Below are 17,190 nucleotides of genomic sequence, written 5' to 3' on the forward strand. Positions count from 1 at the left end.
TGTCCGGGGCCCGCCCCAAGTGCTCGTGCCCCGCCCCCACGCCTTCACGCGTTTGACTTCATCAGGAGAAGCTTTGTCCCCCTCGTCCAACCCGTCTCCCCAACCGGGCACGGTCTCCCTCCACGCCTGGACCCGGCAGATGGATGCCTACACGGGCCCGGACACCCTGTTGGACTTCAACCAGGTGGACAACGTCTGCATTGACCTCACCGAGGCGAACTCCTCGGGGCAGGCTCAGCTGCTCATGGGGCGTCCCACCCGGTTGTCGACCATCCTGCGGGAACACCACGAGTTCAACCGCGCGGCCTCGGCTGCCCGGGCGCTGCGCACCAAGGTGCATGAACTGTCCACCCAGCACGGGTTGGACGCCGCGTACCTCGCCGCGGGAACGGCGTCGTGGCTGTACCAGGGGCCCGCCGGCCGCGGTCCCCAGGGCAGCTTCAAGGCCGGGGCGGAGAAGCGCTTCATCGCCCCGGTCCTGCTGGCCCCGGTCACGATCAAACCGCGGGCCGACCACGACGACTTTGACCTGCAGCTCGTCGGGCCCGCCCGCCTGAACCCTGCGCTGGTCAGGCGACTGCTCGAGGACCACGACGTCGACCTGAGCACCGGTGAGCTGGCCCGTCTGGCCTACGGGACCCGTCGACTGGACCCCGCCCCGGTGCTGGAAACGCTGCGGGCGGTGGCCGCTGACGTTCCCGGCATGCACGTCGAACACCGGCTGCTGATCTCGACCTTCGCCGACCTGCACGACCGCCCCGCAGACGATCGTGTCCCGGCGCGGACCGCCGTCGTCCGCGATCTGGCCAAGCTCAAGGAATCGGGGGCCGTGGTCCCGCAGATCAGCCCGATCACCGTGAACGCTGCGCCGTTGGACGAACGCGACCCGGCGGACGAGTTGCTGTTGTTGGACGCCGACCCCTCACAGCAGGAGGTCGTGGACCTGGCCACCGAGGGGAACTCCTTCGTGGTCAAGGCGGCTCCCGGCACCGGGCAGATCGCCACGGCGGTCAACACCGTCGGTGCCTTGGTCGCCGAAGGCCGGTCCGTGCTGGTGCTGGCCGAGCGCCGCTCCACCCTGGCCGACTTCCACCGTGGATTCGAGATGCTGGGGCTCAGCTCCACCGTGTTGAAGCTCGGATCGCATCTCACGGGGGAGGACGTGGCCCAGCAGCTGATCCAGGCCATCACCCGTAACGAACGGGCCACCGAGCCGGACCTGGGCGCTCTGCACGACCAGTTGCGCTCCACGCGCGCCAAGCTGTCCGGGCACATCGCCTCCCTGCACTCGCACCGCTCACGCTGGGGTGCCTCCCCGTACCAGGCCATGCAGGCCCTGGCCGATCTGACCTCCCGCACGGACGGGCCGCGGACCAAGGTGCGGTTCTCCCGCGGCGTCCTGGACGCCTCGGCCCACAGGCAGGAGATCACCCGTCAGCTCGAGCGGGCCGCCGACCTGGGGGCTTTCGAGGCCAAGGTTCTGGAAGGGCCGTGGGAAGGCGCTCGCCTGGTCAACGACGAGGAAGCCCGCCAGGCACGCCACCTGGCGCAGTCACTGCTGCTCGAACTGACCACGCTGGAAACCGGGATGCGCAAGGTCCTGGCCGTCTCCGACCTGGCACCGGCGGCGACCGTCCCGGAATGGGGGCAGCAGCTGCGGCTCCTGCAGGAGGTCCGGGACTCGCTCAAGCGCTTCACCCCGGACATCTTCGACCGTCCGGTCACCGATCTGATCGCGGCCACCGCAGGATCCTCCTGGCGCAAGGACCACGCCATCGAGATGTCAGGCCTGCAGCGCTCGCGGTTGCGCAAGGCCGCCAAGGAGTACATCCGTCCCGGGGTGCACCTCACGGATCTGCACTCGGCCCTGGTCAAGGTTCAGTCCGAACGGGACCGTTGGCGGTCCTGGTCCTCCAAGCTCGAACAGCCCGCCGTGTCCGAGGACATCGACGGCGTCGCCGCGACCCACAAGCGCTTCATGGAAGACCTGGAGGGCCTGGCGATCGCTCTGGAGGGCTCCGCCACGGGCCGTGGGCTGGTGGATCGCGACGCCAATTCCCTGAGGGAGATCCTCAACGACCTCATCGACGACGAGGAGAACCTGGCCACGATCCCCGAGCGCATCCTGCTGCTCGAGGGCCTGCGTGACCGTGGACTGGGCGAGTTCATCGACAGCCTGGTCAAGGACCGCACACCGAAGGACAAGGTGTCCGAGGAGTTCGACCTGGCCTGGTGGCAGTCGATCCTCGAAGCCATGGTCTCCGGGGACGACTTCCTCCCGATGACCGACGGGCCCTCCCTGCGCACGGCCGAGCAGCAGTTCCGCCGCGCCGACTGGACTCACATCTCCTCCGGCCCCTCCCGCCTCGAGTGGTCGCTGGCGCAGCGCTGGCACACCGCGGTCTCTTCGAACCCCGAGGCCACCGGGCAGCTCCGGGAGATGCTCCGCCACGGGTCTGCTCCGCTGCACCACGTGCTCAAGGCCTGCGAACCCCTCGTTGCCTCCTTGGTGCCCGTGTGGACCGCGAGCCCGTTGGTGCTCTCGGCCGCGTTGCCGGAAGACGTGGACGTGGACGCCGTCGTCGTCCTGGACGGGGAATCCTCACCGCTGGCCTCCGTGCTGCCCGCCGTCACGCGCTCCCGCCAGGTGATCGTGTTCGGTGACCCCGCGCTCGGCGTTCCGCGCCCGTTCACGGTGGCGCCCATGACCTCGCCGCAGCGCAACGCCCCGGCGGAGATCGATTCCGCGTACGACGCCTTGGCCCGCGTGGTTCCCGAGCAGGTACTCACCACCCTGTACCGGGACATGGCTCCCGAACTGTTCGAGCAGCTCAACGAGGATTTCTACGATTCCCGCCTGACGCGCATGCCCACGGCCGATGCCGTGATCGGTGGAAAGCCGATGCTGCAGGTCGAATACGTGCCGGACGGCGTCGGGGTCGAGACGGCCGGCAGCCAGGGGGTCCAGTCGCCCAATGCCGAGGTGCGCCGCGTGGTTCAGCTGGTCCTGCGGCACGCCTCGCGTACCCCGGACCGTTCGTTGGCCGTGGTCACCCCGAGCGCCGCGCACGCGACGCGCGTGGCACAAGGCGTCCGCGCTGTCCTGCCGCAGCGCCCCGAGTTGGCCGAGTTCTTCAAGGCCGGTACGGAGTCCTTCCGCGTGGTCGACCTGCGGCGTGCCGTGGGGCTGCAGCGTGACACCGTGATCTTCAGCCTGGGCTTCGGCCGGACCGACGACGGACGCGTGCGCCCCTACTTCGGGGAGCTTTCGGAACGATTCGGCCGCCAGAACTTCGTCCTCGGGCTGACCCGAGCCAGGCACCAGACCCTGGTGGTTTCCTCCGTCCACCCGGACGACGTCGAACCGCACACCCTGCACCAGGGTGCGCGCGACTTCCATCGCCTGCTGGCGCGACTCGAGGAGCTCGGCAACGTCCAGCAACCCGCGCAGCTGGATCCGCTGGTTCCCGCTCAGGACGAATCAACGGTCCCCGAGGAGGCCCCTGAGACGACGACGCCGGAGGCCGCCCAGCAGGAAGCCGCCGGACGGGACACCACGGAGCCGGAGGTCGAGGTGAGCGACGGGGCGTCTGAGGCAGGCGAGCCGACCACCGGTGACACGGAGTCCGAGTCCTCGGCTGACGCGGAGGGCTCCGGCGCACAGGATTCCGAGATGCAGGGCTCCGAAGTGCAGGATTCGGAGGCGGAGGACGCAGCCACCGCGCCGCGGGACGAACCCACGACTTCTCGGCCTGTGCTCTCCCTGGTGCGCAACGACGAGGCCGACGGTCCTGAAATCACCCGGCATCCCTCGTCACCGGAGGAACCGGGCGGGGAGGAACCCGCGGCGCGGGGTGTTGAAGACGACGAGCGGGAGGCCCAGCCCGAACCGGTGCGCGCGGTCGTTCACGATCCCATGGAACTCGCGGACGCCGCCGTGCACGAGGACGCCTTGGTGCAGGACCTGTCGCGTCGTCTGGTGCAGCGGGGCGCGGTGGTGCGCCACCACTTCCAGGACAAGATCGACCTGGTGGCCTGGGCCGAAACCGCGGAGTCGATGTCCGCCGGCGCTGTGGTCAACGGGCGGCGGCGCCCCGAGGGACAGCCCCTGCGCATCCCGGTGGCGGTCGAGTCCGACGGCTCCGAGGAGGCCGCCGCGATGTCCGTGCGCGAACGGTCGCGGCTGCGTCCGCAGAACCTGGAGCGAGCCGGGTGGAATTACCTCACCCTGTGGACCATCGAGGTGTTCACCGACCCGGACACGGTCGCGGACCTCATCCGTCGTTACCTGGGGCTGCCGACTCCCGGTGCCACCAAGCGTGGCCCGGTCCGGGACGACGCCGACGCGCAGGCGCCCGGGGACCAGGGGTGACCGAGGGGCCCTCCGGACAGCGCCGTCCCCGCGGGACGAGGCGTGCGACGGGTGGGCGCCCCGCAAAGCCTGCGGACCCAGGCGTCGCCCGTCGTGACTCACAGGGCGAGCCGCGGCTGCCCGGTTGGGAACCTGCTGCCGACCCGGAGTCCCCGATGGAACGGGACGGCGGTGAATCCCGCGGGGACTGGCTCAAGTCGCAACGCCCCCCGCACTGGGGCTGACTCCGGGCACAGCCCTGGGGGGCGCTGCGGACGCCGGGACGGACACCGTGGAACGGCCTCCCGGTCATTCCTCCGGTGCGACCGTCCCGGGAACCTCGGTGCCGGATGACACCAGGACCGGGACCAACTCCTCTCCGTCGCTGGCGGCGATGCGCTGTGCGGTCTGGGCATCGGCTCCGACCACCAGCAGGTCCTGTTGCGAGTCCGTGGTCGATGACGAGAGCAACCCGTCGGTCGGTTCGGTCGGGTCGGCGACCCACAGGACGGTGACGTCTCCGGCCACGACCTCCTGCGTTTGCTCGGACCCGTCCGCCGCGCCCGATCCCCCGGGGGAGGCGCTTGCGCTCGCGTCCTCCCCGTCCGCGGGTGGATCGGCGCGATCGAAGGGGCTGTCCTGCGTCCCTTGGCGAACCAGGTCAACCGTCTGCCCCGGACGCAGATGCGTGAGCGAACCGGAATCGGGAACTCTGATGGTGACCGCGGTGGTACCCGCGGGTTGGCCGTCCAGCAGATCGGGGCCGACCACGCTGGGGCCCGTGAGCGGCTGCCCCTCCACCACGGCGGTGGACAAGGTCCGACCCACCCAGTGCTCGATCGTCCCGGGGGCTGCTCCTGCGGCGGTGAGTTCCACGTCTCCGTCGGAGTCCGGTTCGGACGAGTCGCCTTCGGGCGCCAGCGTCACCGGATAGTCGACCACCTCCAGGTCTGCCTCCGTGAGGACTGCACCGGCGCCCAGGGAGTTGGCGGCAACGACGACGGGCACGGTCTCACGCTCATCGGGACTGAGCTGCATGACGGCCGCCGCCACGGCGATGCTCAGGAGCGCGGCCGCGACCAGCCGACGCCGTCGGGAGACCGCGGTGCGCAGCTGAATGGCCAGGGGATAGCGCGGGCGTTGGTGCCGGCCACGGTGACGGAGACCGTTGAAAAGCCCCGAGGAGCGCGTGGGGCGTCGGGTGGGGCCGGAGCGTTGCCGTGAACCAGCCGTGGAGGCCCGGGAGGTCCGTGAAGACTGGGGCGAGCGAGTATGACCAGGGAGCCGCATACGGGCACGCTAGGTCCGGTGCGTCGACGTTCGTCGTTCTCCACCGGCGCCCGGACCGGCACCCTTGGCCGGGGCCGGGGTCAGGACCCTGTGGAGCCGGAACCGCCAGAGGCGGCCGAAGACTTCGTGGCGGAGGACGAGCCGGAGGAACCGGAACCCGTGGCGAAACCCGCGGAGGATCCCGAGGATGCCGTCGGGGAGGATTCGGCGCTGGACTTCTTGGCCGAGGACGCCTCTGAGCTTCCCGTGGATCCACCTCCGGACGTGGCAGTGGAGTCCTTGCGGGAATCGGTTCGGTAGAAGCCGGAGCCCTTGAACACGACGCCCACGGAGTTGAACTGCTTGCGCACCTCACCCGAGCACTCGGGGCAGACCTTGATGGGATCGTCCGAGAACGACTGACGAACGTCGAACTGGTGGCCGCAGTTCTTGCACTTGTAGGCGTAGACGGGCAAGCGATGCTCCTGGGGTGTCGGTGGCCGGAATCGGGAAGTGATTCTACGCCGCGGTTTCGCGGATCCCGCGCTCGGTCAGCGCCCAGCGGAGACGGGCGTCCCACGAGTCGGTCGGGACGCCACCCGCAGGCAGCACCTCTCGATCGAAGAGGCAGGCCACACAGGGAACGGAGGAGTCCAGGGTGGCCAGGAACGTGTCGTAGTAGCCCCCGCCCATGCCCAAGCGCACACCGTTCGCGTCGACGGCCAGGGAGGGGACCAGGACGAACGCAGGATCAGCGACGACGGCGACCCGTTCGCCCGTCGGTTCCAGCAGCCCTCCGGGGCCGGTCGGTTCGAACCGCGTGGAGGGGAGCCAGCGGGACCAGGCGAGCTTCCGGCCGGGACGGGCAACGGGCAGCCATACCGGCCGTGACCGGGACAGCAGCCGTAGCCCGGGCTCCAACGGCGGCTCCTCGGAGGTCGGCAGGTATGCCAGGACGGGGCCCGATGGATGACGAAGGTCGAGTTCTGCCAGGCCCTTGCGGAAACCCCCCTCGGCCGTTTCCAGGTCCGTTGCGGAGGAGGCACGCCGCGCGGCCCGGAGGGACATGCGCAGAGTGCTCTTGCCCAGGGCCGGGGCCCCGGCCGGGTCGGGATGATCGGCGGCCGTGGGGGACACACCGTCCGAGTGGATGTTCATGAACTCGCTTCTCGTCGTCGGTCCGTCCACAGTGCGGGGGACGATCCGCGCTGTGGCCTGCGGTGCAGGTCACGCGGATGGATTCCAGAAGGGGCAGAGGACCAGAATTCCTGGTCGTCTGCACCGGTCGCTGTGGGCCGACCGGCGGCCACATGCCGAAGCCGAGCCCCCGTCAACTCGTGTTCGTCCGATAGTCTCAGCCCATGACCCAAGAGAACACGCAACACCCCGTCCGGAAGGCCGTTCTACCAGCCGCCGGGCTCGGTACACGCTTCCTCCCGGCCACGAAAGCGACTCCCAAGGAAATGCTCCCGGTGGTCGATCGCCCCGCCATTCAGTACGTCGTGCAGGAAGCCGTGGACGCCGGCCTGGACGACCTCCTGGTCATCACCGGCCGGTCCAAGCGCGCTCTCGAAGATCACTTCGACCGCATTCCCTCCCTCGAGGACCAGCTCGAGGCTTCCGGCAAGGACAAGCTGCTCGAGGCCGTTCAGCACGCCTCGGATCTTGGCGACCTCCACTACCTGCGCCAGGGTGACCCCAAGGGCCTGGGCCACGCCGTACTGCGGGCCAAGACCCACGTGGGCCACGAACCGTTCGCGGTGCTGCTGGGCGATGACCTGATCGACGAGAAGGAAACCCTGCTCGAAGACATGATCAAGGTCCAGGAGTCCACGGGCGCCACGGTCGTCGCGCTCATGGAGGTCCCGCAGGAAGCCATCAGCGCTTACGGTTGCGCCGACGTCTCCGTCGTCGAAGGCCAGGACTATGTCAAGGTCAACCGTTTGGTCGAGAAGCCCAAGCCGGAGGAAGCCCCCTCCAACCTGGCGATCATCGGTCGCTACGTCCTGCACCCGGACGTGTTCGAGGTCTTGGAGCACACCGGCCCCGGCGCCGGTGACGAGATCCAGCTGACTGACGCTCTCCAGGAACTGGCGGGGCGCGACGGCGAAGGTGGCGGCGTCTACGGTGTGGTCTTCCGCGGCCGCCGTTACGACACCGGTGACAAGCTCTCCTACCTCAAGGCCAACATCACCATTGCTTCCGAGCGCGAGGACCTGGGTCCTGAGCTGCGTGAGTGGCTGGTGGAGTTCGCCAAGGGGCTTGAGACCGCATGACCGGCCGGGCCATGTGGCCCGTGAGCCTGTCCTGGGGAGACCTGCGCCTGCGGCCTTTGCGCGCGGCCGACCGCGACGAATGGGACGCCGTGCGCTGGCGCAACCGTGAATGGCTGGCCCCCTGGGAGGCATCCCAACCCGAACCGTCCGAACGACCGCCGTCGTTCGGACGGTTCGTTCGCGAACAGAACCGGGAGGCGCGGGCCGGGCGGTGCCTGCCCTGGCTGGTCACGGAACAGGACCCGGTCACGGGCAGGTTCCGCCTGGTCGGACAGCTCACGGTCTCGTCCATCACCCGGGGTGCCTTTCAGTCGGCGACCGTGGGGTACTGGATCGACGGGCGGGAGGCTGGTCGCGGCATCGCGCCGTTGGCGGTGGCCATGGCCACCGACTTCTGTTTCGAGCACCTCGGACTGCACCGGATGCAGGTCAACATCCGCCCGGAGAACGCAGCCTCTCTGCGTGTGGTCGAGAAGCTCGGCTTCCGGGAAGAGGGGTACTTCAAGGACTACCTGCACATCGCCGGGAGTTGGGCGGACCACCGAGCCTTTGCGTTGACCGCTCCTGAAGTGCCCGCCGGGCTGGTGCGGCCCTTCACGGGAACAGACACCGGGGTCACGGTCCACCCGCGCTGAACCGCACCTCGGTGGGCCCGTCCGTTCAGTGAATATGCCGGAAGGGCCATACCGGGAAAATCCGCGCAGACACGCCTGAGCGCGGCGCATTACACGTGTGTGATTCTCGGTTAGTGTTGTCCTCGATCGCGCGGCTGGACCTTTGGTCGAGGCCTCGGATCCACTTCCCACAAACGCCGAGATCTCGAAGACAACCGGCGCGGGTACACCTGAGCTCGCGTCCGATGACCCCCAAGGAGTCAGGATATGGCCATCAGTGCGACCAAGAAGGCTGCCACCGCCTTCGAGGGCCTGAACATCAAGTGGGACCGCACCATCATTTTCATGCTTGGTTGCGCGGCCCTCTTCCTGGCCGTTGTCACGGGGATCTTGGCACCGCTGACCGCTGCGGTGACCTGGCCTTGGCCGGTGTTCCTGGTCCTGGTCGGCGCGGGCTCGATTGCAGCCCTGCGCTACTTGGCCGTGCAGGAGCGCCGCGAGCGTGCCGCAGGCACGCCCGAAGGCACCGCAGCGGACGGCGTGGTGGACACCAAGACCAACAGCGCGCGTGAGGCCGAGGACGACACCCGAGCCGGTGTGTTCAACAACGAGGAACACGTGGCGCAGGAGTCCGTACGTCGCGACCAGAAGCAGTTGGCCGATCTGGACCTCCCCGAAGACCGGGCGTTTCTGAACGATTTGCGTTTCGCGGAAGACGCCTCCGGCGTGCAGTACTCCATACCCGCGGGGGAGCCGGCGCCGGCTGAACTGCCCGAGCGGCTCAGCGAGGCCGAGATCGAGGCCGCACCAGCCTCCGCAAACGTCGCCCGCGACCTGCCGACCCATGACGAACTCGTGGCCGCTGCCAAGATGGTTGCCGAGAAGTCCGCCCAGGCCTCCGGTTCCACCTGGGAACCGGTGCCCGTGCCGAAGCCGACCTACGCCCGCACCGCCGTCGCCCACCGTGAAGCTCCCCAGGCGCTGACCGTTCCCAAGGCACCCGTTGCAGCCCGCGGTCAAAGCCTGAAGGATGCTGCCAAGGCTCCCGAGCCCGCAGCCAAGACGCCCGGCATTGATCTGGACGACGTTCTCAACCGACGCCGCGCCTGATTCCGACCTTAAGGAACCTCATGACCCCGAACGTGCAGTTGGAGGTCGAGCGCAAGTACGAAGTGCCGACCGGTGCCGAGCCGGACTGGTCCGCGCTTCCCACCCTGGTTGTGGAGCCGGAGGTGGAGAGTCGGGCGTTGGAGGCCGTGTACTTCGACACCCCGACGGACCGGCTTGCCGCTTTCGGGATCGCGTTGCGCCGTCGCAAGGGCGGCCCGGATGCAGGGTGGCATCTGAAGTTCCGGGACGAACTCGGGAAACACGAACTGCACGTACCGCTGCTCAAGTCCTCGGATCGCATGCCCGCGCAGATGAAGCAGTACGTCGCCGGAATCGCTGCGGGCCAGGACTTCACACCGTTGGCCACCTTGCGCAACGATCGCTCGGTGCTCAAGGTGATGCACGCGGACTTCGGTCAGGTGGCGGAGATCTGCGTCGACGACGTCGTGGCCACCGCCGAGCGCACCGGCGTGCAGCGGACCTGGGCTGAGTACGAGGTCGAGCTCGTCAACGGGACCTGGGCCGATGGTGAGGAGGTCTTCGCCGAGTTGGAGACCGTGCTGCTTGCGGCCGGGTTGACGCGCTCCGCGTCCACGGCCAAGATCGCCCGTGCACTGGGCGCGGAGGACGACGCCCCCGCCGTGACCGTGACGGCCCCGGAGGACTCCGATCAGTCCGGGGCTCCGACGGAGCAGGGCTCCTCGAAGAAGGCCAAGAAGAGCCAGAAGAGCCAGAAGGCCAAGAAGGGCGCCAAGACCAAGAAGAACGACAAGCCCGGAAAGAGCAAGGCAGGGACGTCCGACAAGGCATCGGCAGCAGGAGAGACGACGACCGACGCGGTCGAGGAACCCGCCGAGACACAGACGACCGCCGAGGATCAAGTCGTCGCCCTCGCCAACCATTCCGTGGCCCAGCTGCTCCACGCGGACTTCCTGCTGCGCATCGGCGACCCCACGGGGGTGCACGCGGTTCGCGTGGCTGCCCGTCGCCTGATCGCCGTGATCCAGGGCATCGGGGAGGAGCTCGCGGGAATCAACCACCCCGGACTGGCGGACCAGTTGTCCGTGTTGAGCGACCGGCTCTCGGCGGCGCGTGACGCGGAAGTCGTGCTGGAACTGTTGCCCGGCCGTGCCGCCGTCGTGGCGGAGAACGTGAGCGACGCCGGGTTGGGGCAGCTCAAGGCCATGGCCGAGGACCACCGTGAGTCCACCCGGTCGGCCGCGGTTCGTCACCTCAACGGGCGGGCCCACATGCAGTTGTTGACCGAACTCGTGTCCTGGGCCGACGGTCTTGAGCTCACGACCGAGGCTCGCGAACTCTCGGCCAAGAAGCTCGCCACACGTGCCGTCAAGCGGTGGAGCCAGGCGGTTGGGGAGGCAGAATCATCCCTGCAGGCCGAATCCGACCAGGCCGCAGAGGGCGACTCGAAGGCTGGGGGCAAGAAGACCTCGGCGGCGGTGAACGCCGTGCACGCCCACCGCAAGGCCCTGCGGAACCTGCGCTACGGGTTCGAGGGGCTGTCCGCGATCGCGGGACTGCAGCCCAAGAAGACGTGGCGCGGCCTGCTGGACAACACCCAGGACACCCAGGCCGAGCTGAGTGACATGATGGATTCGGCCGTCATGGACGACTGGTTCGCACTGGCTGCGCGGTCCCTGATCCGCACGGGTGGGGATCGTTACGTGGTCGGGCTCCTGCACGGCCAGGAACGCGCACGACTGAGTGACTACGAAGCGCGTGCGCCCGAGCTGATCGACAGGCTACTGTCGGAAGTGTCACCCGACGCCTGATCCGGTAGGAGCCCCGCATGGCAGTCTTCGAATCCACCGAACACATCGGCCATCCGGCAGACAGGGTCTTCCAGTGGCATCGGCGCCCCGGAGCGCTGACGAGGTTGAGCCCGGAATGGGCGCAGAGCGTCCTCGAGGAGTCCTACCCGCCGCTGGCCCCCGGCGCGCGCGCCCGGCTCAGGACCTCGGTCCCCGGAACCGCGGGCACCGTTCGCGTACCCTTCGTCGCCGAGCACGACGACGGCCCGACCCCTCGATCCTTCGTCGACCGTATGGTCAAGGGGCCGCTGAAGTCCTGGACACACACGCACGTGTTCGACGGGGAGCAGTCCTGTGTGGTGCGTGATCGGGTGGAGTATGAGGTGCTCCCAGGGCGCCTGGGCGGTGACAGGAACGCTCTGGGGAAGTACGCCGGGCGCTTCACCGACCGCGCCGTGCAGTCGATGCTGACCAAGACTTTTGCCGACCGCACCGCGCAGTTGCGTGCCGACCTGGACTTCCACGCGGCCTTGGCGGAACGCTCCGACCGGCGGTTGAACATCCTGATCGGCGGCGCTTCGGGGCTTGTCGGATCGCAGGTTGCCGCATTGCTGTCCACGGGCGGTCACAGTGTCCGTCGGCTGGTCCGGGGCGAACCGCAGCGCGCAGACGAAGTCCGGTGGGATCCCGCCCGGGGTCAATTGGAGGCTTCCGCCGTTGCCTGGGCGGACGTCGTCGTCCACCTGGGTGGAGCTTCGATCGCCACCCGATTCACGCCGAAGAACAAGCAGAAGATCCTGTCCTCGCGGGTGGACAGTACCGATCTGATCGTCCGTACCTGCGCGGCCCTTCCCTCCGACGAACGCCCCGAGGCCTTCGTGTGTGCCTCCGCGGTGGGTGCTTACGGTGCCGACTGCGGCGACCGGGTGCTGACGGAGGAGGAGCCCTACGGGGAAGGATTCCTGGCCGAGGTCTGCCGGGAATGGGAGGCTCGGGCCGCTGCGGTGGAGAACCTGGGGATGCGCCGGGTCTCGGTGCGGACGGGGCTGGTGCTCACGTCGCTGGGCGGTCTGCTGCGCGTCCAGCTCCCGCTCTACCTGGCGGGCATGGGCGGTCCGGTGGGCGGTGGACGCCAATGGCAGTCATGGATCTCCCTGGACGACCTGGTACGCATTTACGCCACGGTGGTGGTCGACGGCGCCGTGACCGGCCCGGTCAACGCCGTGGCTCCGCATCCGGTGCGACAGTCCCAGTTCGCCGCCGAGCTGGCGCGGACGCTGCACCGCCCCGCCGTCGTTCCGGTTCCCCGCGTTGCGCCCGCGGTGTTGCTGGGGCAAGAGGGTGCCAAGGAGTTGGCGTTGGCCAATCAACGCGTGGCACCGACTGTGCTGGAGGCCGCGGGCTTCAGCTTCCGCCACCCGGACCTGCGCGATGCGCTGACCTGGACCCTGCCGCCGCGGGGGCCGGCTGACCCGGAATCGGCGCGGGCGTGAAGGCGTGAGGCGGAACGCGATGGCCAAGCACAGCAGCAAGCGTTCACCCGATGGCAAGCGGGTGCGCCGAGTCCGGCCACGCCTGGCTCTCCGGACGCCATTCTCTACGCAGCGTTCGACGCAGCAGGAGGTGCTGCGGGGCGCGGAGAATGTGTTGGCCGAGGTGGAACGAAGCACCGGGCTGCGAGCGGTCAAGCTCGTGGACCTTCGGCGGGGAGCCCGTGGGGGATCCATGGTGGTCGTGGAGGTCGAAAGCACCAGGTCCGGTGCCGATGCCGCCCCGGATTGGTACGTGGTCGGGCTGAACGCCGAGGGGCGGGTGGTCTCCTGCACGCTGACGCAGCGGCCCTCCCTGGAATCGGGTGCAACATCGGACGCACCGTTGGACGCAATGGGGGTGGTTCACCCGGCCCTGCCCGTGGAGCTTGGTCTGCGTGCAGACCTGGCCCGCAGAGACCTCCGGACGGCGCGGGGGCTTGGTCAGGAACGGGATGACGGCGCCCACCAGGGCCAGGACACCGATCACGGTGAAGGCCGTGGTGTAGCTGGACGAACCGATCAGCCAAGACGCGATCAACGGCCCGGCAACACCGCCGATGGACCATCCCACCAGCATGAGCCGGTAGATGCCGCCGGCGTTGGTCATGCCGAAGAACTTGCCGGCGGTGGACGGCATGGTTCCGAAACCGCCGCCGTAGCACGTGTAGATCACCGCGGCCAGGACGCTCCTTGACCTATACCTATAGGGGGTATAGGTTTGATGTGATTCGTTCGAGAGAAAGGCCGGAAGACCATGGCAACCACCAGCGATTATCAGGTGACCGGGATGACCTGTGGGCACTGCGAAGCGGCAGTCCGTGAGGAAGTGTCCGGGATTGCAGGGGTGACGGGCATCGATGTCAGCGCAGAGACGGGTGAACTCACCATCACCTCGGAACAGCCGCTTGCCGACGCCGAGGTAATCTCCGCCGTGGAAGAAGCCGGGTACTCCGCAGTCCCCAGGCAGGCGTGAGACCCATGGCGACGAACCTGCGAATGACCCTGGCTGGAGCAGCAGTGGTTGGAACGATCGCACTGGTCGGCTGCGGGGACGGTGGGTCCTCCCCGCAGGGAGAGGAGTCGGCGTCGTCGAGCTCTTCGTCTGCCCACGCCGGGCACGGGGGCGCGACCGAACAGGAGTCCATGGACCATCCCATGGACGGTGGCCCGGTGCCTGCAGGAATGACCGAGGCCTCCGACCCCAAATACCCGGTGGGCAGCCACGTGACTCTGACGGCAGATCACATGGAGGGGATGGACGGAGCGTCGGCCACGATCGTGGGTGCTTATGACACCTACACCTATGCGGTGGATTACACGCCGACCTCCGGCGGCGATCCGGTCACGGACCACAAATGGGTGGTGCAGGAGGAACTCGAGGAAGCCGGTGACCAACGCTTGGCCGATGGCAGCGAAGTGACGTTGACGGCTGATCACATGGACGGGATGGAGGGTGCTCAGGCTACCATCGCTTCCTCGACGGACGAGACGGTATACGTCGTGGATTACGAAGCCGACGGCATGACCATGACCAATCACAAATGGGTGGTCGAGAGCGAGATCGAACCGGCGCACTGACCTCGAGAACGAGGTCTGACCAGTGCCGGCCCCGAGCCCACGCACGGGTTCGACTACGGCTGAAAGGCATCAGCAAGATGAACGGCGGACACGAAGGCCATTCCGGACATGCCGACCACGTCGGGCAGTTCCGGCGAATGTTCTGGATCATGCTCGCGTTGGCTGTTCCCACGGTCGGTTTCAATCACATGTTCGCCCACCTCATTGGCTACGACCTCCCCCAAGGGAGCTGGGTTTCCTGGGTTTCACCTCTCGTGGGGACCCTCATGTACTTCTGGGGTGGGCGGCCGTTCCTCTCAGGGGGCTGGAGCGAACTGAAGGCGCGCAAGCCGGGGATGATGCTGCTCATCGCCCTGGCCATCACGGTGGCTTTCGTGGCCTCCTGGGGTTCGACCCTCGGCATTCTGGGGGCGGAACTGAACTTCTGGTGGGAACTCGCCCTCCTAGTGGTCATCATGCTGCTGGGTCACTGGATCGAGATGCGGTCCTTGGCCCAGACCAGTTCGGCTCTGGATTCCCTCGCGGCATTGCTTCCGGACGAAGCCGAGAAGGTGGATGGCGACGACGTCGTCACAGTGGCCCCCTCAGACCTGCTGGTCGGGGACGTTGTGATCATCCGCCCCGGTGCGTCGGTACCGGCTGATGGGCGCATCGTGGACGGACGGGCCGCCATGGATGAGTCCATGGTCACCGGTGAGTCTCGGACCGTGCGGCGTGAGATCGGCGACGACGTCGTGGCGGGGACAGTTGCCACCGACTCCGGACTGCGGGTCGAGGTCACGGCCACCGGAGACGACACCACTTTGGCGGGAATTCAGAAACTGGTGGTCGACGCGCAGTCCTCGTCCTCGCGCGCGCAGCGGATTGCGGACAGAGCTGCCGCCCTTTTGTTCTGGTATGCCCTCGGGGCTGCCGTGATCACCGCAGCGGTCTGGTCGGTCCTGGGCACGCCGGACAGCGCGGTCGTTCGGACGATCACGGTCCTGGTGATTGCCTGTCCTCACGCCCTGGGCCTGGCCATTCCCCTGGTGGTCTCCATCGCCACCGAACGCGCTGCCCGAGGGGGAGTGTTGATCAAAGACCGGCTTGCACTGGAGTCGATGCGCACGGTGGACACCGTGCTGTTCGACAAGACCGGCACCCTCACCAAGGGGGAGCCAGCGGTGACTGGAGTCGACCCGGCCGATGACAGCGACCGCATTCTGGCTCTCGCGGCCGCGGCGGAAGAAGGAAGCGAACATCCGCTGGCCCGTGCGATCGTGGGGACTGCCGGGGCCCGCCAGCTCAAGGTACCCGCATCAGAGGGCTTTTCCTCGGCGCCAGCCGTTGGGGTCAAGGCCACGGTTGACGGTCAGGTGGTGGAGGTCGGTGGACCGCACCTCCTGGAGCAACACAATCTGCAAGAACGGGCCGTGGCGGATCAGTGGCGGGCGGAAGGCGCGATCATCCTGCACGTGGTGGTGGACGGGCAAGTGATCGGTGCGTTGCGGCTGACAGATGAGGTGCGTTCCGAGTCGAGGGACGCTGTCGATGCCCTCCATGCCGCGGGGATCCAGGTGGTCATGATCACCGGGGACGCCGAAGCCGTGGCGAACACCGTGGCGAGGGATCTGGAGATCGACCGTGTCTTCGCCGGTGTGCGACCGGAGGACAAAGCGGCCAAGGTCCAGAAGCTGCAGGGGGAAGGGCACAGGGTCGCGATGGTCGGCGACGGCGTCAACGATGCTCCCGCACTGGCCCAGGCCGACGTCGGTGTCGCCATCGGTGCCGGGACGGACGTGGCGATCGCGTCCGCGGGCGTGGTCCTGGCGTCTTCAGATCCCCGGTCCGTGCTGTCCGTGATCGAGTTGTCGCACCGCACCTACCGCAAGATGAAGCAGAACCTGTGGTGGGCTGCCGGATACAACCTGGTCGCGGTTCCGCTGGCGGCCGGTGTGCTGGCGCCGGTGGGTTTCGTCCTCCCCATGAGCGTGGGGGCGATACTGATGTCAGCCTCCACCGTCGTGGTCGCGTTGAACGCGCAGCTGTTGCGTCGCCTGGACCTGCGACCGGAGGCGAGCACGGAGTCGTTCCTGAATCGCTGACGGAAGCCGCCCTACAGGTCCCGCAGGTGTTTGGCCGGGATACCGCCGACCACGGTGTTCGGGGCGACGTCCTTTGTCACGACGGAACCCGCACCAACCACGGCGTTCTCGCCCACGGTCACTCCGGGGCAGATGGTGGCACCGGCTCCGATCCAGGCATTGCGGCCGATGTGCACGCCGGCGGTGATCACGCTGCGGCGTGCAATCGGATCGGGGTCGTGGTTCACGGACAGGATGGTCACGCGCGGGGCGATCAGGGCGTCGTCGTCAATGGTGATACCGCCCAGGTCGACGAAGAAGCAGTCGGCGTTGACGAAGGCGCGCTCGCCGATCGTGATGTGTCGGCCGAAGTCCGATCGGAAGGGGAGAGCAACGGAGGCGCTTTCCGGTATGCGCTTGCCCGTGATCTCTCCCAGCATGGTGCGGATTTCTGCGGGGGAGCGGTAGCCGGTGTTCAACTCCGCCAGGATCTTGGCGTTGTCCTGCACGATCTGGTCCACCAGGCGGAAGGACGGATGGTGGAAATCGACGAAGCCACCGGCCAGGCAGCGATCCAGGACGTCGTTGTCATCCATGGGGTCGGGGGTGGAGGTCATGAACTTCACCG

The 17,190-nt window shown here is 68.0% G+C and carries 14 protein-coding genes; 9 read left to right on the top strand and 5 right to left on the bottom strand.

The genetic code is table 11. The features are described from left to right. Positions 1–73 precede the first annotated feature (73 nt). Positions 74–4,372 (top strand): hypothetical protein, encoded by a 4,299-nt coding sequence (locus EDL96_RS06350; RefSeq protein WP_199732551.1) that lies wholly within the window; start codon positions 74–76, stop codon positions 4,370–4,372. Positions 4,373–4,660: 288 nt separating this feature from the next. Here EDL96_RS06350 and EDL96_RS06360 read toward each other — a convergent pair whose 3' ends face one another. From EDL96_RS06360 to EDL96_RS06370, 3 genes are all read right to left on the bottom strand, one after another. Beyond that, complete coding sequence (locus EDL96_RS06360; protein WP_123824959.1) at positions 4,661–5,641, bottom strand: SAF domain-containing protein; 981 nt, start codon at positions 5,639–5,641, stop codon at positions 4,661–4,663. Positions 5,642–5,721: 80 nt separating this feature from the next. Then, positions 5,722–6,096 carry an FmdB family zinc ribbon protein gene (locus EDL96_RS06365; protein WP_123824960.1) on the bottom strand — a complete coding sequence of 125 codons (375 nt, stop codon included), beginning with the start codon at positions 6,094–6,096 and terminating at the stop codon, positions 5,722–5,724. Positions 6,097–6,139: 43 nt separating this feature from the next. After that, positions 6,140–6,778 (bottom strand): 5-formyltetrahydrofolate cyclo-ligase, encoded by a 639-nt coding sequence (locus tag EDL96_RS06370; protein WP_123824961.1) that lies wholly within the window; start codon positions 6,776–6,778, stop codon positions 6,140–6,142. 203 nt (positions 6,779–6,981) lie between these two features. On the opposite strand from EDL96_RS06370, the gene galU reads away from it, so the two are divergent. The 5 genes from galU (at position 6,982) to EDL96_RS06395 (ending at position 12,882) form a co-directional block, all read left to right on the top strand. Continuing rightward, complete coding sequence (galU, locus tag EDL96_RS06375; RefSeq protein WP_123824962.1) at positions 6,982–7,896, top strand: UTP--glucose-1-phosphate uridylyltransferase GalU; 915 nt, start codon at positions 6,982–6,984, stop codon at positions 7,894–7,896. Next, entirely contained in the window at positions 7,893–8,531 is a 639-nt protein-coding gene (locus EDL96_RS06380; RefSeq protein WP_123824963.1) for a GNAT family N-acetyltransferase, read from the top strand. The genes galU and EDL96_RS06380 overlap by 4 nt, the downstream gene beginning before the upstream one ends. Before the next feature lie 246 nt (positions 8,532–8,777). Continuing rightward, positions 8,778–9,620 (top strand): hypothetical protein, encoded by an 843-nt coding sequence (locus EDL96_RS06385; protein WP_123824964.1) that lies wholly within the window; start codon positions 8,778–8,780, stop codon positions 9,618–9,620. Positions 9,621–9,640: 20 nt separating this feature from the next. Next, positions 9,641–11,410 carry a CYTH and CHAD domain-containing protein gene (locus EDL96_RS06390; RefSeq protein ID WP_123824965.1) on the top strand — a complete coding sequence of 590 codons (1,770 nt, stop codon included), beginning with the start codon at positions 9,641–9,643 and terminating at the stop codon, positions 11,408–11,410. A 17-nt stretch (positions 11,411–11,427) separates the two neighbouring features. After that, complete coding sequence (locus tag EDL96_RS06395; protein ID WP_123824966.1) at positions 11,428–12,882, top strand: TIGR01777 family oxidoreductase; 1,455 nt, start codon at positions 11,428–11,430, stop codon at positions 12,880–12,882. A gap of 43 nt (positions 12,883–12,925) precedes the next feature. Here EDL96_RS06395 and EDL96_RS06400 read toward each other — a convergent pair whose 3' ends face one another. Beyond that, positions 12,926–13,594, bottom strand: coding sequence for an MFS transporter (locus EDL96_RS06400; protein WP_123824967.1), 669 nt, complete (start codon positions 13,592–13,594; stop codon positions 12,926–12,928). A gap of 81 nt (positions 13,595–13,675) precedes the next feature. Between EDL96_RS06400 and EDL96_RS06405 the strand changes: the two genes are divergently transcribed. The 3 genes from EDL96_RS06405 (at position 13,676) to EDL96_RS06415 (ending at position 16,583) form a co-directional block, all read left to right on the top strand. Continuing rightward, positions 13,676–13,894, top strand: coding sequence for a heavy-metal-associated domain-containing protein (locus EDL96_RS06405; protein ID WP_123824968.1), 219 nt, complete (start codon positions 13,676–13,678; stop codon positions 13,892–13,894). Positions 13,895–13,899: 5 nt separating this feature from the next. Further along, the gene (locus tag EDL96_RS06410) at positions 13,900–14,499 is read left to right on the top strand and encodes a YdhK family protein (RefSeq protein ID WP_233568719.1); all 600 of its coding nucleotides are present in this window, start codon (positions 13,900–13,902) and stop codon (positions 14,497–14,499) included. A 77-nt stretch (positions 14,500–14,576) separates the two neighbouring features. Further along, positions 14,577–16,583 carry a heavy metal translocating P-type ATPase gene (locus EDL96_RS06415; protein WP_199732552.1) on the top strand — a complete coding sequence of 669 codons (2,007 nt, stop codon included), beginning with the start codon at positions 14,577–14,579 and terminating at the stop codon, positions 16,581–16,583. 11 nt (positions 16,584–16,594) lie between these two features. On the opposite strand, the gene EDL96_RS06420 is transcribed toward EDL96_RS06415, so the two are convergent. Next, the gene (locus EDL96_RS06420; RefSeq protein ID WP_233568720.1) at positions 16,595–17,179 is read right to left on the bottom strand and encodes a DapH/DapD/GlmU-related protein; all 585 of its coding nucleotides are present in this window, start codon (positions 17,177–17,179) and stop codon (positions 16,595–16,597) included. Positions 17,180–17,190: the final 11 nt, after the last annotated feature.

The sequence above is a fragment of the Kocuria soli genome (genome assembly GCF_003797835.1).
GTDB classification, from domain to species: Bacteria; Actinomycetota; Actinomycetes; order Actinomycetales; family Micrococcaceae; genus Kocuria; species Kocuria soli.